The sequence below is a fragment of the Synechococcus sp. RedBA-s genome, assembly GCF_024345495.1.
GTDB lineage: Bacteria > Cyanobacteriota > Cyanobacteriia > PCC-6307 > Cyanobiaceae > Regnicoccus_A.
In genome coordinates, this window is record NZ_JAGQBF010000015.1 from 1 (window position 1) to 26,413 (window position 26,413).

General features: G+C 66.7%; 21 protein-coding genes and 1 tRNA gene. 13 read left to right on the plus strand and 9 right to left on the minus strand.

Features of this window, described 5'->3' with window-relative positions:
• Positions 1 to 350: 350 nt before the first annotated feature.
• Positions 351 to 423 (minus strand) — tRNA-Thr (locus tag KBY67_RS07775).
• 45 nt (positions 424 to 468) lie between these two features.
• On the opposite strand from KBY67_RS07775, the gene KBY67_RS07780 reads away from it, so the two are divergent.
• Positions 469 to 729, plus strand: a complete 261-nt coding sequence (locus KBY67_RS07780) for a DUF3493 domain-containing protein (protein WP_255110452.1) — start codon at positions 469 to 471, stop codon at positions 727 to 729.
• Positions 730 to 776: 47 nt separating this feature from the next.
• On the opposite strand, the gene KBY67_RS07785 is transcribed toward KBY67_RS07780, so the two are convergent.
• The 6 genes from KBY67_RS07785 to KBY67_RS07810 form a co-directional block, all read right to left on the minus strand.
• Positions 777 to 1,367, minus strand: a complete 591-nt coding sequence (locus KBY67_RS07785) for a low-complexity tail membrane protein (RefSeq protein WP_255110453.1) — start codon at positions 1,365 to 1,367, stop codon at positions 777 to 779.
• A 1-nt stretch (position 1,368) separates the two neighbouring features.
• Positions 1,369 to 4,749, minus strand: a complete 3,381-nt coding sequence (gene infB, locus KBY67_RS07790; RefSeq protein ID WP_255110455.1) for a translation initiation factor IF-2 — start codon at positions 4,747 to 4,749, stop codon at positions 1,369 to 1,371.
• 63 nt (positions 4,750 to 4,812) lie between these two features.
• Positions 4,813 to 5,103: a YlxR family protein gene (locus KBY67_RS07795; protein ID WP_255110457.1), complete on the minus strand. Its 291-nt coding sequence runs from the start codon at positions 5,101 to 5,103 to the stop codon at positions 4,813 to 4,815.
• Positions 5,100 to 6,587 carry a transcription termination factor NusA gene (gene nusA, locus KBY67_RS07800; protein WP_255110459.1) on the minus strand — a complete coding sequence of 496 codons (1,488 nt, stop codon included), beginning with the start codon at positions 6,585 to 6,587 and terminating at the stop codon, positions 5,100 to 5,102. Before nusA ends, KBY67_RS07795 begins: the two co-directional genes overlap by 4 nt.
• Positions 6,588 to 6,632: 45 nt before the next feature.
• Positions 6,633 to 7,103: a ribosome maturation factor RimP gene (gene rimP / locus KBY67_RS07805; protein WP_255110461.1), complete on the minus strand. Its 471-nt coding sequence runs from the start codon at positions 7,101 to 7,103 to the stop codon at positions 6,633 to 6,635.
• Positions 7,104 to 7,266: 163 nt separating this feature from the next.
• Positions 7,267 to 7,545 carry a hypothetical protein gene (locus KBY67_RS07810; protein WP_255110463.1) on the minus strand — a complete coding sequence of 93 codons (279 nt, stop codon included), beginning with the start codon at positions 7,543 to 7,545 and terminating at the stop codon, positions 7,267 to 7,269.
• A gap of 137 nt (positions 7,546 to 7,682) precedes the next feature.
• On the opposite strand from KBY67_RS07810, the gene KBY67_RS07815 reads away from it, so the two are divergent.
• The 3 genes from KBY67_RS07815 to rpiA all read left to right on the plus strand — a co-directional run bounded on the left by KBY67_RS07815 (position 7,683) and on the right by rpiA (position 10,504).
• Complete coding sequence (locus tag KBY67_RS07815; RefSeq protein ID WP_255110535.1) at positions 7,683 to 8,465, plus strand: metallophosphoesterase; 783 nt, start codon at positions 7,683 to 7,685, stop codon at positions 8,463 to 8,465.
• A gap of 10 nt (positions 8,466 to 8,475) precedes the next feature.
• A complete protein-coding gene (locus KBY67_RS07820; RefSeq protein ID WP_255110465.1) occupies positions 8,476 to 9,711 on the plus strand; it encodes a trypsin-like peptidase domain-containing protein in 1,236 nt (411 codons plus the stop codon).
• 79 nt (positions 9,712 to 9,790) lie between these two features.
• Positions 9,791 to 10,504: a ribose-5-phosphate isomerase RpiA gene (rpiA, locus tag KBY67_RS07825; protein ID WP_255110466.1), complete on the plus strand. Its 714-nt coding sequence runs from the start codon at positions 9,791 to 9,793 to the stop codon at positions 10,502 to 10,504.
• Between the two features lie 27 nt (positions 10,505 to 10,531).
• Here the strand turns inward: rpiA and hisD are convergent, their stop codons facing one another.
• Complete coding sequence (hisD, locus tag KBY67_RS07830) at positions 10,532 to 11,854, minus strand: histidinol dehydrogenase (RefSeq protein ID WP_255110468.1); 1,323 nt, start codon at positions 11,852 to 11,854, stop codon at positions 10,532 to 10,534.
• Between the two features lie 121 nt (positions 11,855 to 11,975).
• Between hisD and rpsT the strand changes: the two genes are divergently transcribed.
• The 7 genes from rpsT (at position 11,976) to rlmN (ending at position 23,983) form a co-directional block, all read left to right on the plus strand.
• Positions 11,976 to 12,281: a 30S ribosomal protein S20 gene (rpsT, locus tag KBY67_RS07835; RefSeq protein ID WP_255110469.1), complete on the plus strand. Its 306-nt coding sequence runs from the start codon at positions 11,976 to 11,978 to the stop codon at positions 12,279 to 12,281.
• A 16-nt stretch (positions 12,282 to 12,297) separates the two neighbouring features.
• Positions 12,298 to 13,137 (plus strand): TatD family hydrolase, encoded by an 840-nt coding sequence (locus KBY67_RS07840; protein WP_255110470.1) that lies wholly within the window; start codon positions 12,298 to 12,300, stop codon positions 13,135 to 13,137.
• A gap of 210 nt (positions 13,138 to 13,347) precedes the next feature.
• The gene (gene rpoB / locus KBY67_RS07845; protein WP_255110471.1) at positions 13,348 to 16,638 is read left to right on the plus strand and encodes a DNA-directed RNA polymerase subunit beta; all 3,291 of its coding nucleotides are present in this window, start codon (positions 13,348 to 13,350) and stop codon (positions 16,636 to 16,638) included.
• Between the two features lie 52 nt (positions 16,639 to 16,690).
• Positions 16,691 to 18,595: a DNA-directed RNA polymerase subunit gamma gene (locus KBY67_RS07850; protein ID WP_255110472.1), complete on the plus strand. Its 1,905-nt coding sequence runs from the start codon at positions 16,691 to 16,693 to the stop codon at positions 18,593 to 18,595.
• Between the two features lie 80 nt (positions 18,596 to 18,675).
• Positions 18,676 to 22,737 (plus strand): DNA-directed RNA polymerase subunit beta', encoded by a 4,062-nt coding sequence (locus KBY67_RS07855; protein ID WP_255110473.1) that lies wholly within the window; start codon positions 18,676 to 18,678, stop codon positions 22,735 to 22,737.
• Positions 22,738 to 22,742: 5 nt separating this feature from the next.
• Positions 22,743 to 22,898 carry a chlorophyll a/b-binding protein gene (locus tag KBY67_RS07860; protein WP_255110474.1) on the plus strand — a complete coding sequence of 52 codons (156 nt, stop codon included), beginning with the start codon at positions 22,743 to 22,745 and terminating at the stop codon, positions 22,896 to 22,898.
• Entirely contained in the window at positions 22,895 to 23,983 is a 1,089-nt protein-coding gene (gene rlmN / locus KBY67_RS07865; protein WP_255110475.1) for a 23S rRNA (adenine(2503)-C(2))-methyltransferase RlmN, read from the plus strand. The genes KBY67_RS07860 and rlmN overlap by 4 nt, the downstream gene beginning before the upstream one ends.
• Positions 23,984 to 24,017: 34 nt before the next feature.
• Here the strand turns inward: rlmN and KBY67_RS07870 are convergent, their stop codons facing one another.
• A complete protein-coding gene (locus KBY67_RS07870) occupies positions 24,018 to 25,322 on the minus strand; it encodes an AmpG family muropeptide MFS transporter (RefSeq protein WP_255110477.1) in 1,305 nt (434 codons plus the stop codon).
• Positions 25,323 to 25,402: 80 nt separating this feature from the next.
• Here KBY67_RS07870 and KBY67_RS07875 point away from each other — a divergent pair, with 80 nt between their 5' ends.
• Positions 25,403 to 25,528, plus strand: a complete 126-nt coding sequence (locus tag KBY67_RS07875; protein WP_255110479.1) for a hypothetical protein — start codon at positions 25,403 to 25,405, stop codon at positions 25,526 to 25,528.
• 5 nt (positions 25,529 to 25,533) lie between these two features.
• Positions 25,534 to 26,358 carry a HEAT repeat domain-containing protein gene (locus KBY67_RS07880; RefSeq protein WP_255110480.1) on the plus strand — a complete coding sequence of 275 codons (825 nt, stop codon included), beginning with the start codon at positions 25,534 to 25,536 and terminating at the stop codon, positions 26,356 to 26,358.
• Positions 26,359 to 26,413: the final 55 nt, after the last annotated feature.

Genomic DNA, 26,413 nt, shown 5'->3' on the forward strand with positions numbered 1-26,413 from the left:
TTCCACTGAAGCCACCCCCGTGGCGCTGACCGCACCTGCGATCGGCTGATGCAAGCGGTGGGTCTACGGGCCCAACCCCTGCATCACCAGCGATAGCAATCAAGACACTGAAAGCCCCTGCTTCTGCAGGGGCTTTTTTTATGGGCAGTTCAGCAGATTTCTTGATCCGAGTCTGCAGTCTCTCGAGAGCATGAAGGCTGGGCGGCCAACCAGCGAACAACCCCCGCCAAACCCGGGGATACCCGGCCGGCAAGCTGAACTCCAAGCACTATGCGCCTTGAGCAATCTGCGCCTTAAATCCTCTGCGCTCTCGATCGCTGGAGTGGTTGCTGAATCTTTCTGGATTGAAAAGCCGGTGATCGGACTTGAACCGACGACCTACTGATTACGAATCAGTTGCTCTACCAACTGAGCTACACCGGCATCCGAATGAAATTAGCATTGAGGGGTTCCACAGGCCCCTGGCTCATGCCATCGACCCGGCCCAAGCCCGAGCCTCAGCCAGCGCCCCTGGATCCCGAGTTGCGGGAGCGGCTTCTGGCCGAAGCCAAGTCCCCTTGGAAGGGCCTGCGCCGGGCCCTTTGGTTTGCCCTCACCGCTTCGGGTGGGATCGGCCTGGCGGCCATGGCCATGCGCTCATCGGCCGGCTCGGAGGTGACTTCAGGGGATCTGCTGATCCAGCTCAGTGCCTTCATCGGCTTTGGCCTGTTGCTCTGGCGCGACCGCTGAAGCGTTGGGGAGCTCCGCCCCGGGCTGTGGTGTGGGCTGGGACTGGGCTAGGGGAGCTCTAGGGGAGCGGGCAGCAGCAGGGGCAGTCCAAGGCTCAATCGCTCCCGTGCCAGCACCTCTGGGGCCATGGTGGGGGTGCCCTCCAGCTGCTCCGCGCTGCGGCTGAGCAGCCAGATGGCCTGGAGCAGCTGCTGGAACTGCCAGACCAAAACGGCCAGCAGCGGCAGGGTCAGCAGGATCGTGACCAGCCGCGACGCCTCCGGTAGGGGGGCGATGGCCGCCAGCTGGGGGGAGAGGAGGTCAAGGCGCCAAAGTGCCGGCAGCAACCCAGCCGCCGCTGCGACCGTAAGCAGGCGCACGGGCAGAGGCGATTGCAGGGCGCTCAGCCTCCGCTGATCCTCACGGCGGCCTCGGGCCGGTGTCTGCAGCAGCAGCAACGACCAGCAATCGGCCGGCCGCTGCCAGAGCAGCAGGGCCGGCAGCAGTGCCCCCAGCGCCCAGAGCAACAGCCGCTCGATGCCTGGAACCGGGCCCGGATCGGCCCCCGCAAGGATCAGCGCCACGGCCAGCAGCTCGGCTGGGATAGCGGCCAGTCCGAGCAGTTGCAGCCAGAGCAGGGGTTCGCTGCGGGGGTTCACATCAGGTGCTGAGGGTGCGGCGTTGGGTGACCAGCTTGTAGGCCATCACCCGATCGCCCTCCTGCCAGTTGGCAAAGCGATCGCAGCCGATGCCGCACTCGAAGCCCGTGGCCACCTCCTTGACGTCGTCCTTGTTGCGGCGCAGGGAATCGAGATCGCCCTCGAATACCACCTGTTTGTTGCGCTGAATGCGCACCTTGCAGTTGCGCTGCAGCTTGCCGCTGGTGACATAACACCCAGCCACGGCGCTCTTGCCGATGGTGAACACCAGGCGCACCTCCGCTTCGCCGAGGGACTCCTCCACCAGCTCCGGCTCCAGCAGACCCTCCATGGCCAGCTGGATGTCCTCCAGCAGCTTGTAGATCACGTCGTAGTCGCGCACGTCGACGCCATTGGCATCGGCGGCCCGCTTGGCTCCGGAGGCCATCGAGGTGTTGAAGCCCACGATCACGGCACCGGAGGCGGCGGCCAGATCCACGTCGGTTTCGGTGATCTCCCCTGGGGCGGAGAGCAGCACCCGCACTTGCACCTCGCCCTGGGGCAGCCGCTCGAGTGATCCGAGGATCGCCTCGACACTGCCCTGGACGTCGGCCTTGAGGATGAGGTTGAGCTCCTTGAGCTCCCCTTCGCTGGCCTGACCTGACATGGACGCCAGTGAAACCCGGCGGGAGGCCATCTGCTGGGCCAGGCGGGTGGCACGGGCTTCGTTGGCCCGGTCTCCCACCACCGAGCGGGCGGTCTTCTCGTCGGTGTAGACCTCGAATTCATCACCGGCGGTGGGCACCTCGCTGAAGCCGAGGGCCTCCACGGCCGAGGAAGGACCCGCGCTCTTGACCCGTTTGCCCGAGTCGTCGACCATGGCCCGAACCTTGCCGAGCACGGGCCCGGCCGCCAACACATCGCCGGCCTTGAGGGTGCCGTTTTGGATCAGCAGGGTGGCCACAGGACCCTTGGCCTTGTCGAGGTGAGCCTCGATCACGGTGCCCTTCGCCATCCGGTCCGGGTTGGCCTGGAGGTCTTCGATCTCCGTCACCAGCAGGATCATCTCCAGCAGTTTGTCGATGTTGATGCCCTTGGTGGCGCTCACCGGCACCATCACCGTGGTGCCGCCCCAGTCTTCAGCGACAAGCTCCAGGGCGGAGAGTTCCTGCTTGACCCGCTCGGGTTGGGCGCCCTCCTTGTCCACCTTGTTGATCGCCACGATGATCGGCACTTCCGCCGCCCTGGCGTGGCTGATGGCCTCGAGGGTCTGGGGACGAACGCCGTCGTCGGCGGCCACCACCAGCACGGCCACGTCGGTGACCTTGGTGCCCCGGGCGCGCATGGCGGTGAAGGCCTCGTGGCCCGGGGTGTCGAGGAAGGTGATGCTGCGGTCTTCGCCGGAGTGGGGAATCGTGACCTGGTAGGCGCCGATGTGCTGGGTGATGCCGCCGGCTTCCCCGGCCGCCACACGGGTCTTGCGGATGGCATCCAGCAGGCTGGTCTTGCCATGGTCGACGTGGCCCATCACCGTGACCACCGGCGGACGGCGGATCAGGTGATCGAAATCGCTGGCCTCGATCATCTCGACCGTCTTCTTGGCGGCCTCCTCCACGTCGTCCTGGAGCACAGGCACCCCGAATTCATCGGAGACCGTTTCGATCGTGGAGAGATCGAGGGTCTGGGTGACCGTGGCGATGATCCCCTTGAAGAAGAGGGATTTGATGATCTCGGAGCTCTCCACACCGAGGCGGTCGGCCAGCTCCTGCACCGTGAGGTTGCCCTCGGGCACGATCAGCATCTCGGGCCGGGTGGCCTTGGCTTCGCGGGCGGCGCGCAGTTCCATGGCGCGACGCCGCTGCCTCTGGCGGGTGGTTTCCTTCTTGCGCTTGCGCATCGCCACCACGGGCTTGGCGCCCGGTGTGGTGGGACGAGTGCGGGGCCGCGACGGACGGGCCAGGCTGGCCTGGAGCACCATCGCCTCGTGCTCGCCGGCGAAGCCGCCGGTTTCGGCGGTGAGCGCATCATCGTTGTCGCCGATGATGTGGACCTTCTGGCGCTGCTTCTGGGGCGACTTGCTGCGCAGGGCCTCCAACTTGGCGCTGTCGTCCCATTCTGGGCGCCGTGCCCGGCCAGGCCCTGCGGCCTGGGGTGTGCGGAAAGCCGGTTTGCGCGGCGCCGAGGGGGGTGTGGCTGTGGGCCGGCTGGGATCGGTACCGCCTTCGCTGCGCTCGGGCCGCCGGGGTGGCGCGGCGATTGGGCGGCTGCCGGGCTTCTGCAGCTGCATCAGCTCACCGGGGGCCACAGGCTTGCGCATGCCCTGGGGCATGCCGGGACGCACGGGAGCTCCGGGTCGGGTGCCGCCACCGGGGGCGGCGTCGTCGCGGCGGATCGGTTTACCCACCAGCTCCAGGGGGCTGCGGGCCTGGGTGGGGCGGCCCACCTGCGGGGGGGGCCGCTGAGGCGCACCGGCGGGCCGCTGACTCAGGGCCGGGCGACCCGAAGGAGGTGCCGGTCGGTTGCTGGTGCCGGGCTGGGCCGTCTGGGGTCGGCCCACCAGTTGCGGCCGGCCGGGGGCGGAGCCGGCTGCTGCCCGCACGGGTGCAGGTGCGCCAGGCCTTGGGGGCGCGGCCGAGGCCGGACGGGAGGGGGCTGGTGCACTGTCGCGGGGCACGGGCCGGGGGCTCGTCGCCGGCCGGGGACTGGGGGTGAGACTGGGCGCCGCAGCCGGAGCGGGCTTGCGCACCTGGGGTGGCTCCGGCTTGCTCACCGGCGCGGCTGGTGGTCGGCTTGGGACACCCGCCGGCTTGAGCGGCACCGCCGGCCGGGCTGGTGCCGCAGCAGTTGGCGCGGAGGTGGTGGGGGTCTGTCGAGCGGCCTGAGGCACCACTTTCCTCACCAGCGGTGGTGGGCTGGGGGCCGCCGGCTTTGCTGTGTTGGCGGGAGCCTGCGCCACGATCTCCGGCCTGGGGGCCGGCTTGACAATGACTGGCTTGCCGGCGGGGGCGGCTGGCTTCTGGGGGCTGCTCACCGGCCTGACGGCCGGCTTGGGCTTGGCGGCGGCAGCCGGAGCGGCCGCACTGGAGGGCGGAGCAGGAGCGGCTGGGGCCGACGGGGCTGCCTTCTTGAGCGAAAGGATGGCCTTCGCCGGCTCGCCCGCCGGGGGTGCGGGCCGCACAGGCTGGGCCAGCTGGGCCCCACCACCGTTGCTGGGTGCGTTCCTGGGCGCGTTGCCGGGGGTTCTGATCAGGCTGCGGATGCGCTCGGCCTCCCCATCGCTGATGGAGCTGCTGTGGCTCTTGACCGCAATGGACAGCTTCTCAGCGGCGTCGAGCACGTCCTTGTTCTCCAGGCCAAGGTCCCGGGACAGCTCATAAATTCTGACTTTGCCGCTGCTGGTCATTCAGATCTCCGATCGGTCGGGGCACCAAGTGCCGCCGAGCCCCACGCGCGGTGCGGCCACTGTTCATCTTGCCTCAGAGGCTGCAGCGTGTGACTCGCTCAGCCGTTCCACCAGTGCTGCGTAAATGGAATCCGACACCTGACAGCGCAGGGCGCGCTGGAGACGTTTGCGCCGCCTGGCGTCCTCGATGCAGCGGCTGGAGGGACAGACATAGGCCGAGCGGCCCATGGCCTTGGTGGTGGCCCCGTCCAGCACCACCCCATCGCTGCTCTGACGGATGATCCGCCAGAGCAGCCGACGATCCCGCCGTTCCCGGCAGGACACACAGCGCCGCAGCACCACTCCCCCGCTCACCGCAGTTCGGCCTCGGCATCCGCTTCGGCATCAGCGTCAGCCTCAACGGCGGCCACGGCCACGGTTTCAGTGGCGGCCACGGCCACGGTTTCCACTTCGGCCATGGCTTCTGCTGCAGCCTCAGGCTCAGGCTCAGGCTCATAGGCGGCCTCGGCCTCCCTGGCTTCGGCATAGCCCTCGTAGCCATCCTCGTCCTCGGGCAGGGGGTAGAGCTCCCGCAGGCGGGCGTCTTCCTCGGCTCGGGCGGCCTGCTCAACCGCCAGGCGAGCTTCGGCCTCGGCCTGCTGCCGCTCGTCCTCCTCGCGCAGGGCGATCAGCTCCGCCGCCCTGGCGTCCTCCGTGACCTGGTCGTAGTCGGAGGCGTTCTTGATGTCGATCTTCCAGCCGGTGAGCCGTGCCGCCAGACGCACGTTCTGGCCCTCGCGGCCGATGGCCAGGCTGAGCTGATCGGGGGGAACGAGCACATGGGCGTGTTGCCCCTCCGGATCCACCAGCCGCACCATCTCGACGCGGGCGGGGCTGAGGGAATTGGCCAGGTACTGAGCCGGATCGGGCGACCAGCGAATCACATCGATCTTCTCGCCGCGCAGTTCATTGACCACCTGCTGAATGCGGGAACCCCGGGCCCCGATGCAGGCCCCCACTGGATCCACCTCCCGCTCGACGCTGTCGACGGCCACCTTGGTGCGGGGGCCCACGGCACGGGAGGGGGGATTGGCTTCCCTGGCGACGGCCACGATCCGCACCGAACCCTCCTGGATCTCCGGCACTTCGTTCTCGAACAGGTACACCACCAGACCGGCATTGGCCCTTGAGATGAACAGCTGCGGGCCGCGACGGGCGACCTCGCTCACCTCCTTGAGGAAGACCTTGAAGGTGGCATTGGCCCGGTAGTTGTCGTTGGGAAGCTGGTCGCGCCTGGGCAGCTCCGCTTCCACCTCAGGCCGACCCAGGCCGGAACTCACGGCCATGATCACCGACTGACGCTCGAAGCGGATCACCCGGGCGGTGAGCACTGGGTCTTCGAGATCGGCGAACTCCTCCTGGATCATCCGGCGCTGCTGGTCCCGCAGCTTCTGGGCCAGCACCTGCTTGGTGGTGGCGGCGGCCATACGGCCGAAGTCGTCTTTCTCGGGGGTGACATCCAGCACCACCGTGTCGCCGATCTGGGCGTCTTCCGCCACCTGCTGCACTTCGGCCAGGGCGATCTGGTGGTCTTCGCTCTCCACCTCATCGACGATGATCTTGCTGGCCAGCACTCGATAGCCCTCCTCATCGAGGTCGAGGGCCACATCGAAATTGCTGAAGTAGTCCTCCTCGAAGGGGTCTTCGCTGATGCCCAGATAGAGGGTGCGGCGATAGCGCTCGTACCCCTTGAGGAGGGCCTCACGCAGGGCCGCCTCAATTACCTGGGTGGGAAGTTTCTTCTCCTCACTGATGTCCTCGATCAGGTTCTGCAGACCGGGGAGGAGAACGAGTGCCATCGGATCAAAAAAGGGGGGATGAGGGGGTTGGTCACGGAGCGGTGGTCAGCCCGTGGTGGGGGTGACCAGGCGAACGGAGATCACATCAGAGCGGGGGATCCGACTGATGCGGCCGCGCAGATTGAGCTGGAGGTGCTCAGCGTCCCTCTCCAGCAATAGGCCTTCGCGGGTGGTCTCGGCGTCCTTGCCATCGCGAAAGCACACCGCCACGGGGAACCCGCGGAAACTGTGGAAGTCGCGGTCGTCAAGCAGCTCCTCGCCGATTCCTGGACTGCTGACTTCCAGGACATAGGCCTGGGGCATTAGCTCGCTGGCTTCGACAACCTCACCGAGCACACCGCTGAAAGCGGCGCAGTCATCGAGATTGACGTCCCGTCCGTCGGCGTGGCGGATCTGGACAACCAGGGTGAGTGGCAGCCGCTGGGCCTGGATCTCCACCCCCTGCACCGCCAGACCGGAAGCTTCGGCGAGCGGGCAGACCAGGCGCTCCAGATCGGGGATGAGTGGATGGGGCACCGGCGGAGCTGGAGAGAGCGAGTCGGACGCCCGACCGGCCTCTGCAGAAAACTGCCCCCGAGCCCAAGGCTGCCCGGGGGCCGCACTTGAATGTCAGGGTGATGCCCGCCGGGCATGAACTTGAGCGTACAAGCCGGCACGGCAGGCCCCGGCTTCGGCTGACTCAGGCCGGCGGAGTGGCGCTGCCGGGGGCATCGAGCAGACCGAGGCTGGGGGCCTCACCGTAGAAATCGTCTGCGCCGATCTCGCCCAGGATCGCCTGGTCCTGGTTGAGGCAGCGTTGGGGTTCCCTGACGTATTGGCAGACCCTGGCCCAGAGCTTGGCGCGGGTGCCAGGCCCCCCCTGGCCGAACATCACCTGATCCTGGCCGCCCACCATGCCCTGGATCTCCACCTGGCAGAGGGCACATCGCACACGGGTGCCGGGAGGGATCGAGGCCATGGTCTGGCAGCGCTGTTGCGGCAACTTAGGGTGAAGTCCCCCCTCCATGGCGCTCTCTGTTGCGACCCCTTCAAGAGCGGGTCCCCATCTCTGAGCCGGATGTCGAGGCCCGGGCACCAGGCGCCGATCCGCTCAGGCTGCTGCAACTCAGCGATCCCCATCTGCTGCGCGAGGGGCAGGGGCGCTACAGGGGCCGCACTCCCTTCGCTCAGCTGCGCCATGGCCTGGAGCAGGCCATGGCGCAGCTGAGCGCGCCACCGGATCTGCTGCTGATCAGTGGTGATCTCTGCCAGGACGAGAGCTGGGGCGGCTATGTGCAGCTGCGCAACCTGCTGACCGCCTCGGGTCTGCCCCTGGCGCTGCTGCCAGGAAATCACGATCACCCGGTTCTGCTGCAGGCGGTCCTGGGGCGCCACGCCGCGCTGGCACCCACGGCCCTGCGGCTGGGCCCCTGGCGCCTGCTGCTGCTCTCCAGCCACCGCTGCGGTGATGGCGGCGGCTGGCTCGGGGCTGGCCAACGGACCTGGCTGCGGCAGTGCCTGCACCACGACCTTTCCCCCACCCTGGTGGCGGTTCATCACCCGCCCCTGCCGATCGGTGACCCGGGCTTTGATGCCATCGGCCTGCGCGATGGCCCCGAGCTGGCCGCGATCCTTCAGGAGACCTCCTCAGCGGCGATGTTGCTCTGCGGCCATGTCCACCAGCACTGGCAGGGGCTGCTTGGGGCTGAGCCGGGCCTCCCCGTGCTGGCCTGTCCCTCCACGCTTTGTGCTTTCGAGGCGGTGCAACCCTGTCCGCTGGGGCGTGGGCAGGATCCCGGGGGCCGGCTGCTGGAGCTCCACCCCGATGGCCGCTGGAGCCAGCGCCTGCTGCGCTGGTCGCCCTGGCTGGAGCCAGCGGCAGACGTTTCAGAGACCTAGCCTCGGCGCCATGGTCAGTCCTTTGCACGCCCCCCCCCTGGTTTCGCATGAGGCCCCGCGCAGCGGTTGGCTGGGTGGCGGATGCTGGTGGGGGCGCGGCCAGCGGCTGGCACTGCTGCTGCTGCTGATCGGCCTGACCCTGGGCCTCCCCGTCCGCGCCCTGGCGCTCACCCCCGAGCTGCCCCCTGCCACCGCCGCTGCGGTCGTTGCTTCGTCGCCTGCGGCTGCACCGGCCCATAACTTCGTTGCTGAGGCGGCCCGCCGTGCCAGCCCGTCGGTGGTGCGCATCGACACCGAGCGGGAGGTACCTCGCCAGGCCTTTGATCCAGCGCTGCTGGATCCGCTGCTGCGGGATCTCTTCGGCGACCCGGCCGGCAGCAGCCGGGAGCGGGGTCAGGGCTCCGGTGTGGTCATCGACGCCAAGGGGCTGGTGCTCACCAACGCCCACGTGGTCGAGCGGGTGGATCAGGTGGAGGTCACCCTCGCCGATGGCCGCCAGCTTGATGGCACCGTGGTGGGCGCTGATCCCGTCACCGATCTGGCGGTGGTGCGCATCGAGGCTCCCCGGGGCCTCAAGGCCGCCCCCCTGGGCGACTCCGAAGCCCTGGAGGTGGGCGACTGGGCCATCGCCCTGGGCAGTCCCTATGGCCTGGAGCGCACGGTCACCCTCGGCATCGTCAGCAGCCTGCACCGCAACATCAACAGCCTCGGCTTCGCCGACAAGCGCCTCGACCTGATCCAGACCGACGCCGCCATCAACCCGGGCAATTCCGGCGGACCGCTGATCAATGCCGCCGGTGAAGTGATTGGCATCAACACCCTGGTGCGCTCCGGCCCCGGCGCCGGCCTGGGCTTCGCCATTCCGATCAACCTGGCGCGGGGAGTGGCCGACCAGCTGCGCACCGGCGCTGACGTGGTTCACCCCTATCTGGGCCTGCAATTGGTGCCGCTCACGGCCCGCCGCGCCCGCGACAACAACCGCGACCCGGAGGCGGTGCTGCAGCTGCCCGAGCGCGATGGTGCGCTGGTGCAGCGAGTGCTGCAGGGCAGTCCGGCTGAATCCGCCGGCCTCAGGCGCGGCGACCTGGTGGTGGCGGCGGCCGACCAGCCGGTCACCAGTCCCGCCGCCCTGCTGCAGCGGGTGGAGGCCTCCAGGGTCGGCGAGGCCCTGCCACTGAAGGTAGTGCGGGGCAACCGCGAACTGCAGCTCTCGATCCGACCCGCCGCACTGCCGCGGGCCTCCTGAGGGGCCCTGCGCCAGCTGGGTTCTGCAGGAATTCAGCCATCAGCTTGCTACGGTCGCAACCCCCCTGGTTCCACTCCCCATGGCCGAGCTGCAGGACCGGATGAAGCTGGCCGTGGCCACCGCCGCCGTCGATCAGATTCGCGATGGGATGGTGGTCGGCCTGGGCTCCGGCTCCACCGCCGCCCTGATGATCCGGGAACTGGGCGCCCGGCTGCAGCGCGGCGAACTCTCCGGCATCACCGGGGTGACCACCTCGTTCCAGGGGGAGGTGCTCGCCGCTGAGCTGGGCATTCCCCTGCAGAGCCTCAATGCCGTCTCCCGCATCGACCTGGCGATCGATGGTGCCGATGAGGTGGATCCCGCCTTCCAGCTGATCAAGGGGGGCGGGGCCTGCCACGTGCAGGAGAAGCTGGTGGCCCGCCGGGCCGATCGCTTCGTGGTGGTGGTGGATTCCAGCAAGCTGGTGGAGCGCCTCAACCTGGAGTTCCTCCTGCCGGTGGAGGTGCTGCCCGGCGCCTGGCGTCAGGTGAAGGCGGAACTGGAGGCGATGGGCGCCACCGGTGATTTGCGTATGGCTGTGAGGAAGGCAGGCCCGGTGGTGACCGACCAGGGGAATCTGGTGTTGGATCTGCGCTTCGCCGGTGGCATCGCCGATCCACCGGCCCTGGAGCAGGCCATCAACAACCTGCCGGGGGTGCTGGAAAACGGGCTGTTCGTGGGCCTCACCGACCAGGTGCTGGTGGGCGAGATCGTTGATGGGGAGCCCCGGGTGCGGGATCTGGAGCGCGCCTGAGCAGCGCTTCGAGCTCGGGCGGCTCAGCTAGTTGAGCCGGCGGCGCACTGAATCGGCGTGGCTGTGCAGCCCCTCGCTCTGGGCCAGGGTGATCACCGCCGGTCCGGTGGCCTCGAGGGCCTGGCGGTTGAAGGCGATCAGGCTGGTGTGACGCATGAACGTTTCCACACTGAGGGCGCCGGAGAAACGGGCGGTGCCTGAGGTGGGCAGGGTGTGGTTGGGGCCCGCCAGGTAGTCGCCGACGGCCTCTGGGCTCCAGGCGCCGATGAAGATGGCCCCGGCGTTCTCGATCCGTCCCGCCAGGGGCTCCGGCCGCTCCACCAGCAGCTCCAGGTGTTCGGGTGCGAACTGATCGCTGAGGCGGGCGGCGTCCTCCAGCGATGGGCAGAGCACGATCAGTCCCCAGTTCTGCAGGGCCGTGCGGCAGAGCTCCGCCCGGGGGTGGTGGCGCAGCTGCTGCTCCAGGGCCTTGGGCACCGCCGCCGCCAGGGCCGCGCTGGTGGTGAGCAGGATCGCCGCCGCCAGGGGGTCGTGTTCGGCCTGGGCGAGCAGATCGGCGGCCACGTGATCGGGATCGGCGCTCTGGTCGGCGATCACCAGCACCTCGCTGGGGCCGGCCAGCGAATCGATCGCCACCTGTCCATACACGGCTTTTTTGGCCAGGGTCACGTAGAGGTTGCCCGGACCGCTGATCACATCCACCCGCGGGATCGATTCGGTGCCGTAGGCCAGGGCGGCGATGGCCTGGGCCCCACCGACCCGGTAGACCTCCTCGACCCCGGCCAGGTGGGCGGCGGCCAGCACCGTGGGATCCGGTTGGCCCTGGGGCCCCGGCGGCGTCACCATCACCACCCGCTTGACCCCGGCCACCCGGGCCGGAATGGCATTCATCAACACGGTGCTGGGGTAGGAGGCCCGCCCTCCGGGCACGTAGAGCCCGGCTGTGGCCACTGGCCGCCAGCGCCGCCCGAGGCGTTCGCCGTGAACGCCCGTAACCTCCAGGTCGCGGGGCTTCTGGCGCTGGTGGAAATCGAGGATGCGCCGCTGGGCCAGCTCCAGGGCCCCGCGCAGGTCGGAGGGGCAGTCCTTCCAGGCGGCCGCGAGCTCCTCGCGGGGAATGCGCAGGGGGTCCGGGCGGACCCCGTCGAAGCGTTCGCTCAGCTCCAGCAGGGCGTGATCGCCGTCGCGTTTCACCTGCTCAATGATGGTCTCCACCGTGGCGGCGGCGTCCCGGCTGGCGCCGCCGCTGGTGCGTCCAGCGATGCCGGCCAGCCTGGCCGCCGCCGCATCGAGGTCCTCTAGGAGCTCGATGGCCAGGGCTGGGGCGGGGTCGCTCAGGGTGTTCGGCACGGGCAATCGCGATGGCGGCCTGCAGTGCCGCTCAATCAATGAGCCACGCTAGGGCCGCCCCCAGGCCAGCGAGCCTGTGAGGGTAAGATCGACAACTGCTGATTCAGCGCTGAACCCGCCTGTGGCCAATAACAAGTCTTCGAAAAAGCGCATCCTGATTGCCGAGCGCAACTGGTTGCAGAACCGCACCTACAAGTCGGCGGTGCGCACCTTGATGAAGCGCTGCTTCACGGCGGTAGCCACCTACACCCAGGCGCCCGACGAGGACACCAAAACCGCCGTCCAGTCAAGCCTCAACGCCGCCTTCAGCAAGATCGACAAGGCGGTCAAGTGCGGGGTGATCCACCGCAACACCGGCGCCAACCAGAAATCGCGGCTCAGCACCGCCGTCAAGCAGGCCATCGAGCCCATTGCCGGCAACGCCTGAGCGGCCGGCCGTCCCCATGACCGTCCACACCAAGCCCGCTGTGGCCACCGCGCTCCCGGCGCTGGTTGATTCCCACTGCCATGTGGTGTTCAGCACCTTCGAGGCCGACCTCGATGCGGTGGCTGAGCGCTGGCGCGAAGCCGGGGTGGTGTCGTTGCTGCATGCCTGCGTCGAGCCTTCCCAGATCGCGCCGATCCGCGCCCTGGCCGATCGTTTCCCCGAGCTGCGTTACTCGGTGGGGGTCCATCCGCTCGACACCGAGCACTGGGATTCAGGCACCAAGGCGGTGCTGCGCCAGGCTGCCCTCGACGACCAGCGCGTGGTGGCCATCGGTGAACTGGGACTGGATCTCTTCCGCGACTCCCAGCTCGACCGCCAGCTGGAGGTCCTTGGCCCCCAGCTCGATCTGGCGGTGGAGCTGGATCTGCCGGTGATCATTCACTGCCGTGATGCCGCCGCGCCGATGCTGGAGCTGCTGCGCCAGCGTCAGTCCCAGGGACGCTGTCCCCGGGGGGTGATGCACTGCTGGGGCGGCACCCCGCAGGAGATGGAGGGGTTTCTGGAGCTGGGGCTTCACATCAGCTTCAGCGGAACGGTCACCTTCCCCAAGGCCCTCGACACCCATGCCTGCGCCCAGCAGGTGCCGGCCGATCGCTACCTGGTGGAAACCGACTGTCCCTTCCTCTCACCGGTGCCCCGCCGCGGCAAGCGCAACGAACCCGCCTTCGTGGCTTCCGTGGCCGGCCGGATGGCGGAACTCAGGGGCGAGCCCCTGGAGCGGGTAGCGGCCGATTCCACCGCCAATGCGGTACGCCTGTTTGGCCTTCCTGGATCATCCACTGCCCATAGTGTATGATGTTTTATTGGCCAGGTAGCGTGAGCGCACCATTGTCGAGGTCGGCAGCTCCGATTCGAGTGTCATCAGCGTGAACACGGCGAGGTATTTCCCTTCTCTCGGGGATTCCCTTGCCATGCCTTCGGCTGTCCTTGCGGCAGTCAGCAGCGTCAGGCGTGTTCCCGCCGTCGCAGCCCATCCACCTTCTCACCCGTTCCTGCAGGTTCCCGCATGAGCAGCGCGATTCAGGTCGCCAAGACCGTCACCTACCTGCCCGATCTGGTCGAGGTGCAGCGGGCAAGTTTCAAGTGGTTCCTGGAAAAGGGTCTGATCGAGGAGCTCGACAGCTTCTCGCCGATCACCGACTACACCGGGAAGCTTGAGCTGCATTTCGTTGGCACCGAGTACCGCCTGAAGCGGCCCCGCCACGACGTCGAGGAAGCCAAGCGTCGCGACGCTACCTTTGCCTCGCAGATGTATGTCACCTGCCGGCTGGTGAACAAGGAAACCGGTGAGATCAAGGAGCAGGAAGTCTTCATCGGTGAACTGCCGCTGATGACCGAACGCGGCACCTTCATCATCAACGGCGCCGAGCGGGTGATCGTCAACCAGATTGTGCGCAGCCCTGGCGTCTACTTCAAGGATGAGCAGGACAAGAACGGCCGCAAAACCTTCAATGCCAGCCTGATCCCCAACCGTGGCGCCTGGCTGAAGTTTGAAACCGACAAGAATGATCTCCTGCACGTTCGTGTCGATAAAACCCGCAAGATCAACGCCCACGTGCTGATGCGGGCCATCGGTCTCTCCGACAACGATGTGCTCGACAAGCTCCGTCATCCGGAGTACTACAAGAAGTCGATTGAAGCAGCCAATGACGAAGGCATTTCTTCAGAGGACCAGGCCCTGCTGGAGCTCTACAAGAAGCTGCGTCCAGGTGAGCCCCCTTCTGTCAGTGGGGGACAGCAACTGCTGCACAGCCGCTTTTTTGATCCCAAGCGCTACGACCTGGGTCGGGTCGGCCGCTACAAGATCAACAAGAAGTTGCGGCTCACCATTCCCGATGCCGTGCGCACCCTCACCGCTGAGGATGTGCTCTCGACGATCGATTACCTGATCAACCTTGAGCTTGATGTGGGCGGGGCCTCCCTCGATGACATCGATCACCTCGGTAACCGCCGCGTGCGCTCCGTCGGAGAACTGCTGCAGAACCAGGTGCGCGTCGGCCTCAACAGGCTGGAGCGGATCATCAAGGAGCGCATGACGGTCGGTGAGACCGAATCGCTCACCCCCGCTCAGCTGGTGAACCCCAAGCCCCTGGTGGCGGCAATCAAGGAGTTCTTCGGCTCCAGCCAGCTCAGCCAGTTCATGGACCAGACCAATCCCCTGGCGGAGCTGACCCACAAGCGGCGCATCAGCGCGCTTGGCCCAGGCGGCCTCACCCGTGAGCGGGCCGGCTTCGCCGTGCGCGACATTCACCCGTCCCACTACGGCCGCATCTGCCCGATCGAAACTCCAGAGGGTCCCAACGCCGGCCTGATCGGTTCGCTGGCCACTCACGCCCGCGTCAATGAATACGGCTTCATTGAAACTCCCTTCTGGAAAGTGGAGAACGGATTTGTCCACAAGCAGGGCGATCCCATCTACCTCTCCGCCGACCTTGAAGACGAGTGCCGCGTGGCCCCTGGTGATGTGGCCACCGACGCCGACGGTCGCATCCTGGCTGAGTTGATCCCCGTTCGCTACCGCCAGGACTTTGAAACAGTGCCTCCGGAGCAGGTGGACTACGTCCAACTCTCACCGGTCCAGGTGATCTCGGTGGCCACGTCGCTGATTCCCTTCCTGGAGCACGACGATGCCAACCGGGCCCTGATGGGCTCGAACATGCAACGTCAGGCTGTTCCGCTGTTGCGGCCCGAGCGGCCCCTGGTGGGTACGGGCCTGGAAACCCAGGTGGCTCGTGACTCGGGCATGGTGCCGATCACCCGGGTCAATGGCACCGTCACCTTCGTAGATGCCACGGCGATTGTGATCCGCGATGAGCAGGGCACCGATCACATCCACCACCTGCAGAAGTATCAGCGCTCCAACCAGGACACCTGCCTCAACCAGCGGCCGATTGTCGGCCAGGGTGACTCGGTGATCGCCGGCCAGGTGCTGGCCAATGGTTCGGCCTGTGAGGGCGGTGAGATCGCCCTGGGTCAGAACGTGCTGATCGCCTACATGCCCTGGGAAGGTTACAACTACGAGGATGCGATCCTCGTCAGTGAGCGGCTCGTCCAGGACGACCTCTACACCTCGGTGCACATCGAGAAGTATGAGATCGAGGCCCGCCAGACCAAACTCGGCCCGGAGGAGATCACCCGTGAGATCCCCAATGTGGCGGAAGAAAGCCTGGGTAATCTCGATGAGATGGGCATCATCCGTATTGGCGCCTATGTTGAGTCCGGAGACATCCTCGTTGGTAAGGTCACTCCCAAGGGTGAGTCGGATCAGCCGCCGGAAGAGAAGCTGCTGCGGGCGATCTTCGGTGAGAAGGCCCGGGATGTGCGTGACAACTCCCTGCGGGTGCCCAGCACCGAGCGCGGCCGGGTGGTGGATGTGCGCATCTACACCCGCGAGCAGGGCGATGAGCTGCCGCCGGGGGCGAACATGGTGGTTCGGGTCTATGTGGCCCAGCGGCGCAAGATCCAGGTGGGCGACAAGATGGCCGGCCGCCACGGCAACAAGGGCATCATCAGCCGCATCCTTCCCCGGGAGGACATGCCCTATCTGCCCGATGGCTCTCCGATCGACATCGTTCTCAATCCCCTGGGGGTTCCCTCAAGGATGAACGTGGGTCAGGTCTTCGAGTGCCTGATGGGCTGGGCCGCGGCGCACCTGGATTGCCGCGTGAAGGTGGTGCCGTTCGATGAGATGCACGGTAACGAAACCTCCAAGAACACCGTCCAGAAGTATCTGGAGGAGGCCGCCAGCCTGCCCGGTAAGGATTGGGTCTACGACCCCGAGAATCCCGGCAAGATCCAGCTTGTTGATGGCCGCACCGGCGAACCCTTTGATCAGCCCGTCACCGTGGGCTATGCCCACATCCTCAAGCTGGTGCACCTGGTGGACGACAAGATCCACGCCCGCTCCACCGGCCCCTACTCCCTGGTCACCCAGCAGCCCCTGGGCGGCAAGGCGCAGCAGGGCGGCCAGCGGCTCGGCGAAATGGAAGTCTGGGCACTGGAGGCCTACGGCGCCGCCTACACCCTGCAGGAGCTGCTCACCGTCAAGTCCGACGACATGCAGGGACGCAACGAGGCGCTCAACGCCATCGTCAAGGGCAAGCCGATTCCCCGCCCCGGCACACCGGAATCCTTCAAGGTGCTGATGCGCGAATTGCAGTCACTGGGTCTGGATATCGCTGTCTACACCGATGACGGTACCGAGGTTGATCTGATGCAGGACGTCAATCCCCGCCGCAGCACCCCCAACCGGCCAACCTATGAATCCCTCGGCGTCGCGGATTACGACGACGATTGAATCCACGCCCTGAGCTTCACCGTTTCCCTCGACGTCCGCGCGCCCTTCGGCCATGACCAACAGCAACTCCCGCACCGAGAACCACTTCGACTACGTCAAGATCACTCTGGCTTCGCCGGAGCGGATCATGCAGTGGGGTCAGCGCACCCTGCCCAATGGTCAGGTGGTCGGTGAGGTGACCAAGCCGGAAACGATCAACTACCGCACCCTCAAGCCCGAGATGGACGGGCTCTTCTGCGAGAAGATCTTTGGCCCCTCCAAAGACTGGGAGTGCCATTGCGGCAAGTACAAGCGGGTGCGTCACCGCGGCATCGTCTGCGAGCGCTGCGGTGTTGAGGTCACCGAGAGCCGGGTGCGGCGTCACCGCATGGGCTTCATTAAGCTGGCGGCTCCGGTTTCCCACGTCTGGTACCTCAAGGGAATCCCCAGCTACGTGGCGATTCTGCTCGACATGCCCCTGAGGGATGTGGAGCAAATCGTTTATTTCAACTGCTATGTGGTGCTCGAGCCGGGCGACCACAAGGACCTCACCTACAAGCAGCTGCTCACCGAAGACGAGTGGCTGGAGATCGAGGATCAGATCTATGCCGAAGATTCTGAGATCGAGAATGAGCCCGAGGTGGGCATCGGTGCCGAGGCGCTTAAGCGCTTGCTCGAAGATCTCAACCTCACTGAAATCGCCGAGCAGCTGCGCGAGGACATCGCCGGCAGTAAGGGCCAGAAGCGGGCGAAGCTGATCAAGCGCCTGCGCGTGATCGACAACTTCATCGCCACCGACGCCCGTCCTGACTGGATGGTGCTCGATGCGATCCCGGTGATCCCCCCTGATCTGCGCCCGATGGTGCAGCTCGATGGCGGTCGCTTCGCCACCAGCGATCTCAATGACCTCTACCGCCGGGTGATCAACCGCAACAACCGCCTGGCGCGGCTGCAGGAGATCCTCGCGCCGGAAATCATCGTCCGCAACGAGAAGCGGATGCTGCAGGAGGCTGTCGATGCCCTGATCGACAATGGCCGCCGTGGCCGCACCGTGGTGGGCGCCAACAACCGGCCGCTGAAATCACTCAGCGACATCATCGAGGGCAAGCAGGGTCGCTTCCGTCAGAACCTGCTGGGTAAGCGGGTCGACTACTCCGGTCGTTCCGTGATCGTGGTGGGTCCCAAGCTCAAGATGCACCAGTGCGGTCTGCCCAAGGAAATGGCGATCGAGCTGTTCCAGCCCTTCGTGATCCACAGGCTGATCCGCCAGAACATCGTCAATAACATCAAGGCGGCCAAGAAGCTGATTCAGCGGGCCGATGACGAGGTGATGCAGGTGCTGCAGGAGGTGATCGAAGGCCACCCGATCATGCTCAACCGCGCGCCCACCCTGCACCGGCTCGGCATTCAGGCCTTTGAGCCCAAGCTTGTGGATGGTCGCGCCATTCAGCTCCACCCGCTGGTCTGCCCCGCCTTTAACGCCGACTTCGACGGTGATCAGATGGCCGTGCACGTGCCCCTGGCCATCGAGGCCCAGACCGAGGCGCGCATGTTGATGCTGGCCAGCAATAACATCCTCTCGCCAGCAACCGGCGAGCCGATCATCACGCCGTCCCAGGACATGGTGTTGGGGATCTACTACCTAACGGCCGTGGATCGCAAGGAGAGCAAGCCCAGCTTCGGCGACCGCAGCCGCACCTATGCCGGTCTCAACGATGTGATCAACGCTTTTGATGAGCGCCACCTCAAACTGCACCAGTGGGTCTGGGTGCGCTTCAGCGGTGAGGTCGATGATGATGACGAGGGCGACGCCCCCGTGCATGAGGAGACCCTCAGCGATGGCACTCGCATCGAGCAGTGGAAGTATCGCCGCGACCGCTTCGATGAAGACGGTGCCCTGATCACCCGTTATCTGCTCACCACCGTTGGCCGTGTAGTGATGAACAGAACGATCATCGACGCGGTGGCTGCCACCTGATCTGACCTGCTGCAGCACGTCGACGTCTTCACCCTGGTGCTCCAGGTTTTCTTCTCCGGTCTTCCTTTTCGCTCGCCGCCATGACCACCACCCCCTCCAAGACCAATCCCCTCGACCGCCGCGCGCCCCTGAGCAAGGAAGCACCACGTTTCCGCAACCGGGAGATCGACAAGAAAGCCCTGCGCAATCTCGTGGCCTGGGCCTATAAGCACCATGGCACCGCCGCCACGGCCTCCATGGCCGACGACCTCAAGGATCTGGGTTTCCACTACGCCACCCAGGCCGCGGTCTCGATTTCCGTGGAAGACCTGCGCATTCCCTTCGAGAAGGCCCGCTTGCTAGCGGAAGCCGAGCAGCAAATTACCGATACCGAAGAGCGCTACCGGCTGGGGGAAATCACCGAGGTGGAGCGGCACACCAAGGTGATCGACACCTGGACAGAAACCAATGAGCGGCTGGTGGAGGAGGTCAAGAAGAACTTCAACGAGAACGACCCCCTCAACTCGGTCTGGATGATGGCCAACTCCGGCGCCCGGGGCAACATGTCCCAGGTGCGTCAGCTGGTGGGCATGCGCGGCCTGATGGCCAACCCCCAGGGGGAGATCATCGACCTGCCGATTCGCACCAACTTCCGTGAGGGCCTCACGGTCACGGAATACGTGATTTCCTCCTATGGCGCACGCAAGGGCCTGGTGGACACTGCTCTGCGCACCGCCGACTCGGGCTATCTCACCCGCCGACTGGTGGATGTGGCTCAGGATGTGATCGTGCGCGAGGACGACTGCGGCACCACCCGCGGCATCCCCATCCATGCTGATGAGCGGGGACGGTTCTTCGCCAAGCTGGTGGGTCGTCTCGCCGGTGAGCCTGTGCATGGCCCGGACGGCACCTTGCTGGTGGATCGCGACGGACAGATCGATCCTGAGCTCTCCCAACTGATCGAAGCCGCCGGCGTCAAGACCGTGGTGGTGCGCTCGCCACTCACCTGCGAGGCCGCCCGCTCGGTCTGTCGCAAGTGCTATGGCTGGGCCCTGGCCCACAACGAGCTGGTGGATCTGGGTGAAGCAGTGGGCATCATTGCCGCCCAGTCGATCGGTGAGCCCGGCACCCAGCTGACGATGCGCACCTTCCACACCGGTGGTGTGTCCACGGCCGAGACCGGCGTGGTGCGCTCCTTGGTGGCTGGCACGGTTGAATTCGGTCCCAAGGCCCGCGTTCGCGACCACCGCACCTCCCACGGGGTGGAGGCCCATCTCTCGGAAACCGATTTCATCCTGGCGGTGAAGCCCAGCGGCAAGGGCAAGATCCAGCGGCTCGATATCACCGCCGGTTCGGTGCTCTTCGTCGCCAATGGTGATGAGGTGCCCTCCGACCTGGTGCTGGCCCAGATCTCCGCTGGTGCCGCGGTCAAAAAGAGCGTGGAGAAGGCCACCAAGGATGTGATCTGCGACCTGGCCGGTCAGGTGCGCTATGAAGATGTGATTCAGCCCCGCGAGTCCACCGACCGCCAGGGCAACATCACCCTCAAGGCCCAGCGCCTCGGCCGCCTCTGGGTGCTCGCGGGGGATGTCTACAACCTGCCCCCCAATGCCCAGCCCGTGGTCAAGGGCAACACCGCCGTCACCGTCGGGGAGGTGCTGGCCGAGAGCCGTCTGGTGAGTGAGCACGGCGGTTCGGTTCGTCTGCGCGATTCCACCGGCGATTCCCGCGAGGTGCAGATCGTCACCGCCAGCCTCACCCTCAAGGACTGCAAGCTGGTGGGTGAATCCACCCACTCCGGTGAGATCTGGCACCTGGAGGGCAAGGACAACATCCGCTACCTGCTCAAGACCCAGCCCGGCAGCAAGATCAGCAGTGGTGAAGTGATCGCCGAGCTGGCCGACGATCGCTTCCGCACCCAGACCGGTGGTCTGATCAAGTACGCCCCTGGCCTCTCGATCAAGAAAGCCCGCTCCGCCAAGAACGGCTATGAGGTGTCCAAGGGGGGCACGGTGCTCTGGATCCCCCAGGAAACCCATGAGATCAACAAGGACATCTCCCTGTTGATGATCGAAGACGGCCAGTGGATCGAGGCCGGCACTGAAGTGGTTAAAGACATCTTCAGCCAGACTGCCGGGATCGTGACCGTGACCCAGAAGAACGACATCCTGCGAGAGATCATCGTGCGCTCCGGCACGCTGCATCTGATCAGTGACGCCAAGGTCCTCGCCCGCTACAGCGACGAGGGTCGTCTGCACAATCCCGGTGAAGAGATCGCCCCCGGACTGGTGCCTGAGGCCATGGTCTACATCGAGGCGGTGGATACCAAGGAAGGTGGCGCCCTGTTGCTGCGGCCGGTGGAGGAATACCCCATTCCCGATGTCGCCCATCTGCCCGAGTTGGGCAGCGTCAAGCAGAACGGCGGCCCCACCCTGGGGCTCAAGGCCACCCAGCGCCTCACCTTCAAGGACAGCGAACTGATCAAATCGGTGGAGGGTGTTGAGCTGCTGCGCACCCAGCTGATCCTCGACACCTTCGACACCACTCCCCAGATGACGGTGGATGTGGAGGCGATCCCCGACAAGCGGGCCAAGACGATCGAGCGCTTGCAGCTGGTCATTCTCGAAACCCTGCTGGTTCGCCGCGACACCCTCTCCGACGCCAGCCATGGGTCCACTCACACCGAGCTACAGGTGGAGGACGGCACCAGCGTCAAGAGCGGCGATGTGGTCGCCACTACTCAGATTCTCTGCAAGGAAGACGGCATGGTTCAGCTGCCCGATCCCGTGGAAGGGGAGCCGGTGCGGCGTCTGATTGTCGAGCGGGATGGCGACACCCGCGGGCTCGACATCGGCAGCGCCCAGCTGGCGGTGAGCGTGGGCCAGCGCCTGGTGGATGGCGAGCCCCTCGCCAGTGGCATCGAGGCCCCCTGCTGCGGTCAGGTTGAAGCCATCGACGGCAGCCTGATCACCATGCGCCTGGGCCGTCCCTACATGGTGTCACCGGATTCGGTGCTGCACGTGCGCGACGGCGAACTGGTGCAGCGCGGGGATGCCCTGGCGCTGCTGGTGTTCGAGCGCCAGAAGACCGGGGACATCGTTCAGGGTCTGCCCCGGATTGAAGAACTGCTGGAGGCCCGGCGGCCGCGGGAATCCGCGGTGCTCTGCCGCAAGCCCGGCACTGTCACCATCAAGCTGGGCGAAGACGACGATTCGGTCACCGTCTCGGTGATCGAGCACGACGACATCAGTACCGACTACCCGATCCTGCTCGGGCGCAACGTGATGGTGAACGACGGCCAGCAGGTGACCGCCGGCGAGATGCTCACCGACGGTCCGATCAACCCCCACGAACTGCTGGAGTGCTACTTCGAGGACCTCAGGGACCGCAAGCCTTCGATGGAGGCGGCCCAGGAAGCCATCTCCAAGCTGCAGTTCCGCATGGTGCAGGAGGTGCAGAACGTCTACAAATCCCAGGGGGTCACCATCGATGACAAGCACATCGAGGTGATCGTGCGCCAGATGACCAGCAAGGTGCGCATCGAGGATGCCGGGGACACAACCCTGCTGCCCGGTGAGCTGATCGAGCTGCGTCAGGTGGAGCAGGTGAACCAGGCCATGGCCATCACCGGCGGTGCCCCCGCCGAGTTCACGCCGGTGCTGCTGGGCATCACCAAGGCCTCGCTCAACACCGACAGCTTCATCTCCGCCGCCAGTTTCCAGGAGACCACCCGGGTGCTCACCGAAGCGGCGATCGAGGGCAAGAGCGACTGGTTGCGCGGTCTCAAGGAGAACGTGATCATCGGCCGCCTGATCCCCGCCGGCACCGGCTTCGGCGGCTTCGAGGAGGAACTGCGCGCCGAAGCCGGTCCCCACCCCGACATCCTCGATGAGGAGGCCGGCAGCTACCGGCGCGTAGCCAATCTCCGCCCGGACTACACCGTGGAGATGCCCGCCGCGGCTCCCGTCACCAAGGCGGTGCTGGAGGACCCCTCCGAGGATGAACTCGATGCGGTCCGCAGCAAGCGCGGCATCGAAGCGGCCGCCAGCTCCTTCGCGGCCTTTGCCCGGCCCGCCCAGGAGGAAGGCCTGGAGGAAGAGCTCATCCCCGATCCCGCGGCCGTTGAGGGTCTGCAGGAAGAGGGCCTACTCACGGAGGACTGATCCCCTTGCTCGAACCCACGCTCATCCCGAAGCGGCGCTTGCCCCGCTTCGGCTTCCACACCCACACCGAACGGCTGAATGGCCGCTGGGCCATGCTCGGTTTCATCTCCCTGGTGGCGGTGGAGCGCTGGCTCGGACATGGTCTGCTGATCTGGTCGTGATCAGCGAGGCACCCTCGCCTCAGGCCGTGCCCCTGCTGGGCCTGGGCCTCGGCGAGCTGGAGGCCTGGGCCGTCAGCCAGGGGCAACCCGCCTTCCGTGGCCGTCAGCTGCACGACTGGATCTATGCCAAGGGGGCCCGCCGCCTGGCCGACATCAGTGTGCTGCCAAAGGCCTGGCGCGAGAGTCTCGCGGCCGGGGCCGATCCCGGCGGCGCCAATGCCCTTGGCCGCTCCAGGGAGCTGCTGCGCAGCGTGGCCAAGGACGGCACCACCAAGCTGTTGCTAAGCACCGCCGATGGCCTCAGCCTCGAAACCGTGGGCATTCCCTCCCGCGACCGGCTCACGGTCTGCGTGTCCAGTCAGGTGGGCTGCCCGATGGCCTGCCGCTTCTGCGCCACCGGCAAGGGCGGCCTGCAGCGCTCCCTGGCGGTGCATGAAATCGTTGATCAGGTGCTCTGCGTGCGCGAGGTGATGGAGCGCCGCCCCAGCCATGTGGTGTTCATGGGCATGGGGGAACCGCTGCTCACGATTGATTCGGTGCTGGCGGCCATCCACTGCCTCTGCACCGACCTGGGCATGGCCCAGCGCCAGATCACGGTGAGCACCGTGGGGGTGCCCGCCACCCTGCCCAGCCTGGCCGAACTCGCCCTGGAGCGCCTGGGCCGGGCCCAGTTCACCCTGGCGGTCAGCCTGCATGCCCCCGATCAGGCCCTGCGCGAACAGCTGATCCCCACGGCCCACGCCTACCCGCTGGAGACGCTGCTCGACGACTGCCGCCGCTACGTGGAGATCACCGGCCGGCGGGTGAGCTTCGAGTACATCCTGCTGGGGGGGCTCAACGATCACCCCCGCCAGGCGGCGGCACTGGCGACGCTGTTGCGGGGCTTCCAGAGTCACGTGAACCTGATCCCCTACAACCCGATCGAGGAGGAGGATTTTCAGCGCCCCAGCCCCGAGCGGGTGGAGGCCTTCCGGCGGGCGCTGCAGGAGCGGCATGTGGCCGTGAGCGTGCGAGCCAGCCGCGGCCTCGACGAAGATGCCGCCTGCGGTCAGCTCCGGCGGCGGGCGGCGCTCCCATCACTCTGACCACCGTCGAGTCTGGGTGTGCTTGACGGTCGCCTCAGGTGGGATCTTTCGCTGGATCAAAGGCACCGTGGGGGCCGACGCCGTTCCAGGGGGTGAGTCGCAGCATCAGCAGGAAGGCCGGCAGTGCCGCCGCCACCGTGAACAGGAAAAAGTTGCTCCAGCCCACCTGTTCGGCCACCAGCCCGGCCGGAGCCGCCAGGATTGAGCGGCTCAGGGCGTAGACCCCTGAGAGCAGGGCGTACTGGGTGGCGGAGAACCGTGGGTTGCAGAGGCTCATCAGCAAGGCCACGAAGACCGCTCCCACCATGCCGCCGCCGATGTTCTCCATGCCTACGGCCAGCACCAGTGCGGTCTGGCCGCCACCGAACTGGGCCAGGGCCCAATAGGAGAGGTTGCCGATCGCTCCGATCAGGGCGAACAACCAGAGCGAGCGGTTCATGCCCAGACGGCTGAAGAGCACCCCGCCGAGCACCGTGCCGATCATCGTGGCGGCGATGCCCCAGCCCCCCTGCACAGCGCCGATCAGCCCGGGACTGAACCCTTGCTGAATCAGAAAGGGGACGGCCATTAGGTTGAGCAGGCCATCGGGCCAGCGGTAGAACAGAACCAGCAGAAGCAACAAAGTGGCCCGCCCGATGCCGGTGCGACGCAGGAAATCCCGTGCCGGGCCCAGCACCGCCTGGCGCAGGCTGGTGACGGGATGCTCGATCGGTGCCAGCGGCGGCGCCGCCAGGGTGAATGGAACCACCGCCAGCAGCAGCGCGGCCGAGGCCAGGAACGCCGCTGGCCAGCCGAAACGGCCAGCCAGCATGAAACCTCCGGCACCGATGGCGAGCATGGCCCCCCTGTAGCCCATGGCGGAGGCGGCCGCTCCGCCACCCCGCTCAGCCGGGGGGAGAAGGTCGGTGCGGTAGGCGTCGACAGCGATGTCCTGGGTGGCGCTGCAGACCGCCAGCAGCACGGCCATGAGGCCGATCGCCGTGAGACTGCCCCCGTCCGTGCCTGGTCGCAGCAGGGCCATGGCCGCAATCACACCCACCAGGGTGACCTGCAGCAGCAGCAACCAGCCCCGCCGGCGGTCGGGCCAGGGCAGTGGCCAGCGGTCGAGGGCCGGCGCCCAGAACATCTTCAGGGTGTAAGGCAGTTCCGCCAGGCCGAGCAGGCCGATCAGGCTCAGGGGCACATTGCTGGCGGCCAGCCATCCCTGCAGCAGCTTGCTGCCCACCATGTAAGGGGTGCCGCTGGCCACTCCCTGGGCCGTCACTGCAACCAGGCGTTGGCGGGGGGCGGAGGGCGCCTCGGCTGCTGCCATGCGCTCGTTGGCTGGTTCGGGTGCCAAGGGCCGGACACGACTGGGCGAACCCTACGGAAGTCCGATGACCCCAGCATTCAGAATGAGGAACCTCCTTGGCCAGTGCCGTGTCGTTCTTCCGTTCCACCCTGTTGCCAGCCGCCATCATCGTGCTGTTCGGTCTGGCACTTTTCGCGGTGAGTGCCAGGATCTGGCTTCCGGGTGACATGGCCGCCCCCGCACCGATCGGCTGAGGGCCATGACCGACCAAGCCAAGCCCGATCCAAGCGTGACCCCGCCCGCCTACGTCTACGGTCCGGCCGAGCTGGCCTTTGACCCGGAACTGCTGGCCGGTGAGCTGGCCCATGAGCTGCTGGGCGATCCGCTCGAAGATCTCGATGCGCTCGAGCCCGCCGAGGCCGACATCGCCGCTGAATGCGACCTGGGGCTGGAGTGGCTCAGGGGCGGCCATGACCAGCGCATGCAGGGGCTGCGCATCTTCTGCGAACACCGCGACCCCCGGGCGATCCCGCAGTTGCTGCCACTGCTGGAGGCCACCTGCCCGATCCTGCGCATGAGCGCGGTCTATGCCCTGGGCCGCAACCCTGATCCTCGTGCGGTGGCGCCGCTGCTGGCCCTGCTGCAGGACGACAGCAACGGCTATGTGCGCAAGGCGGTGGCCTGGAGTCTGGGCAACTACGCCGAGTCGCCCGTGCTCAACCCCCTGATCCGGGCCCTGCAGAACGACATCGCCGCGGTGCGGCTGTGGGCGGCGGGGTCGCTGGCGGATGTGGGCGGTACCGGGGCGGCCAAGGCCGACCAGGCCGCCGCCCAGTTGCTCGTGAGCCTGTGCATCGATTCCGAGCCGGTGGTGCGTAGCAACAGCGCCTGGTCGCTCGGGCGCCTGTACGACCGCCTGGTGGCTCCACGCCAGGCGGAACTGGTGGAGGCGCTGGTGGCGGTGATGCTCCACGACGGCGATTCGACGGTGCGGGATGAGGCGCGGGTGGCCCTGGAGCAGCTGGAGAGCCCGGCGGTGCTGGAGCGGCTGCAGACCCTGGTGGAAGACGGTCTGATCCGCTGAAGCGGCCCCGGCAGCGCCAGGGCAACGTGGTTAACATTTGCCCACCTGAGTGAGC